Here is a 2,873-nt window from a genome sequence, read left to right as displayed (position 1 = left end):
CGGATGTTGTTATAGTAGTGTAGAAGTAGCTGTAATGGCTATGGAGCGAAGGACAACAGATACATAGTTTCAAGTGATTGGACAACTTGAACTACTATTTTATTATAATAAAAGAACAAGGATGACCCTCTTATTTGAAACACCATCACGCAGTATTCCCATCACCAAACAAATGGTGTGGGATGCTTACCGCAAGGTAAAATCCAACAAAGGCAGTGCAGGAGTAGATGAAGAAACACTCCTAGATTTTGATGCTCATTTGTCTAAGAATCTGTACAAACTTTGGAATAGATTATCAAGCGGTAGTTATTTTCCTCAACCCGTCAAGGCGGTTGAAATCCCAAAAGGTAATGGCGATACGCGATACACTTGATATCGTAGGCGGTAAATGGAAGCTGGTATTGATTTCGGTGTTACGAAGCGGTAAAAAAGGGTTTAATGAATTGTCAAGGGAAGCGGGAATTTCCCCTCGTATTTTGTCGAAAGAATTGCAAGAATTGGAAATGAACGGATTGGTCAGCCGAAAAGTCTGCGATACCAAACCTATAACTGTACAATATGAATTGACCGAATATAGTCACAGTTTAAATGATGTTTTGGTAGCTATGGAGAAATGGGGATATCAACACAGAAAAAGAATTGTTCAGGGGATTGAGTAATTGTCAAATGTTTTGTGGATTGTCTTTCTGCGGTGGTTTCGTATGCTGACACACAACGTTCCGCGGCTATGCGCCGGGCGGGGCTTTTACCCCGAATTGTTCTTTTGAAAACGTTCATTTCTCGTATCCTTAATTTATCAACCGAAGACGGATTTCCCGCCTGACGCAAAACCGATGTTGTGCATAGTTTTTTAATCCGCTTTTAGTTTTTTATTTACTCTGTAAGTTTTAATCAAATAATAAATTATTGGTGCAAAAAGTAAAATTGGTAATGTTGGAAATAAAAATCGATCAAGTCCATTTAATTTGTCTTGTGCTGCTAATATCGAAAATAGAGTAAGTACAAAACAAGTAAATCCAATTATCAAATTTATTATTCTCAACATTTTTGTTGCTATCCGATAATTTATTTCAGCATCTTCAGGTTTTAAATCTGTCGGATAATTGAAAATCCAAGGATACTGATTGAGTTTAAATATGGCAATTCCAATTATTCCGCATATTATGGGACTTGTCCATAGTAAATCTTTTTCTCCAAATCCATTTTTATCTTTTGATGGCCAATTAAAATAAATCGGCAATTTGTCAGGAAGCTGATTGTAAAAATATCCAATTAAAATTGCGGATACTAAAATCAAAATAAAAGTCAGAATTTCAATTGTTATATCAAATTTAGTTTTTCTTTATTTTTATTTTTGGTTCGACTCATTTTCTAAAATTTGTTGGCAGAAGTAATCATCTAATTCTTATCGTCTTAATGTTTCAAGTACGACAACACAAAGTCCACCTAATAAAATAATTACTCCTATAAAGAATATGTTTATCTTAATTTGGTCACTATTCCGTTCTTTTATTGATGAAGCAAGCTTCACTGTTCGACCAAATAAAGCAAATACGAAAATAGGCATCATGAGGAAATATATTATTAGCATACACAACGTTTTAGCTTAAATAAACTCCTGTAAGACAAATGCCAAATTCAGCGACAGCAATCGCTACACCAACAGGCCCAAGTGCTTTTTTTGCAATAGATTTGAAAGCTGTTTTCATTGCACTAATTGACCATACAGATGCTGTCGAACCATAAGCAAATCCAGCGAAATCGCCTAATAACGCAGCAACGGCACAGGCTCCTGCATCACTCCATGTAATTGCTCTTGCATTGGCAGAATTAACAAAAAAATTGAGATAATTCCTAGCTACTGGCTGACTATTTTCAACTTGAGTTAAAAAAGCTTTAAATGAATACTCTCCACTGTTAAGAATATCTGTGGAAATCGCACTTCTATACGTTTTGATAAAATCAACTATTGGTTTGGTCGTTGGATTTGCGACAACTGCATTATTTAGACTTTTGGATGATGGATAAAACTGTAAAGCAAAAGATAAACATTCTCTCAAACAATATTCTTCTCCAAACTCTTTTTCCATTATTTTGTCATAGTTCAATAATAATGATTGACATTCTGCAAAAATGTCAGAATCTATTTCTGGAATAGATTTGTGTTCAATCATATTCCGAAGCGGAATAAAAAAATCAAGATTTTTTCTAATAGGATTATTAGTATCGGCTTTAAAGTACTCTTTCAAACAAGTACTTAACTCCCAATAACAAAAATCCCCATCTTTTTTATTAAACCGATTGTTCGTTTTGTAAAAAGGTTTCTTCTTTTGTTTGAAAAAAATAACGTGAAATAAGGAAGTCCAAGAAATTACCATTAAAACGATATAGCCCCCCGATTTAAATTTTACGGCAGGTTTATTGTAAGTTTCAACAGCTAATAATGCTGAATCAACAGACTTTTCTAAACATTTTTTTACCGCTTTAGGCAATCCTCTTGGCATAATTATTCAGATTTTAAAATTTCAGCTAATTCTTCAAAAGATGAAATTCCGTCAATGTCTGCTGTATCAATCCAATCAATTCCGCCTGCTGGCAAATAGTTTATGATGCCGGTTTTAAAATTGTATTGTTCGTTAATTTTCTTCATATCAATAAACCAATCCATAGGAAGTTTTTTCAATCTTACAATTTCTTGAAAATCGTTTGATAGTTTGTTGGGCGACATTCCTTTTTGAATAAGAAGCAGCAAGCCTAAATCTATGGTTTTCAGAAATGTCAACTGAAAACTTCCATATCAAGTAACAATCCTAGACTTTTAAGACTTCAAGCATTCGTGAAATCGTTTGTATTGTGGCACATTCCTTTTGATA

General features: G+C 33.9%; 5 protein-coding genes. 2 read left to right on the top strand and 3 right to left on the bottom strand.

The window, feature by feature from the left end; genetic code table 11:
• Positions 1–121: 121 nt before the first annotated feature.
• Together SD31_RS16765 and SD31_RS14315 are read left to right on the top strand one after the other, a co-directional pair.
• Positions 122–373: a hypothetical protein gene (locus tag SD31_RS16765; protein ID WP_156138392.1), complete on the top strand. Its 252-nt coding sequence runs from the start codon at positions 122–124 to the stop codon at positions 371–373.
• On the top strand, positions 351–659 hold the full coding sequence (locus tag SD31_RS14315; protein WP_052259102.1) for a winged helix-turn-helix transcriptional regulator: 309 nt from the start codon (positions 351–353) through the stop codon (positions 657–659). The genes SD31_RS16765 and SD31_RS14315 overlap by 23 nt, the downstream gene beginning before the upstream one ends.
• Before the next feature lie 191 nt (positions 660–850).
• Here SD31_RS14315 and SD31_RS14310 read toward each other — a convergent pair whose 3' ends face one another.
• The 3 genes from SD31_RS14310 to SD31_RS14295 form a co-directional block, all read right to left on the bottom strand.
• The gene (locus SD31_RS14310; RefSeq protein WP_039054613.1) at positions 851–1,297 is read right to left on the bottom strand and encodes a hypothetical protein; all 447 of its coding nucleotides are present in this window, start codon (positions 1,295–1,297) and stop codon (positions 851–853) included.
• Positions 1,298–1,601: 304 nt separating this feature from the next.
• Positions 1,602–2,504 carry a DUF3644 domain-containing protein gene (locus SD31_RS14300; RefSeq protein ID WP_052259101.1) on the bottom strand — a complete coding sequence of 301 codons (903 nt, stop codon included), beginning with the start codon at positions 2,502–2,504 and terminating at the stop codon, positions 1,602–1,604.
• 2 nt (positions 2,505–2,506) lie between these two features.
• Positions 2,507–2,782 carry a hypothetical protein gene (locus SD31_RS14295; protein WP_039054611.1) on the bottom strand — a complete coding sequence of 92 codons (276 nt, stop codon included), beginning with the start codon at positions 2,780–2,782 and terminating at the stop codon, positions 2,507–2,509.
• Positions 2,783–2,873: the final 91 nt, after the last annotated feature.

The organism is Sphingobacterium sp. T2, assembly GCF_000814685.1.
Lineage (GTDB): Bacteria > Bacteroidota > Bacteroidia > Sphingobacteriales > Sphingobacteriaceae > Sphingobacterium > Sphingobacterium thermophilum.
This window is presented reverse-complemented; position numbering and strand designations above follow the sequence as displayed.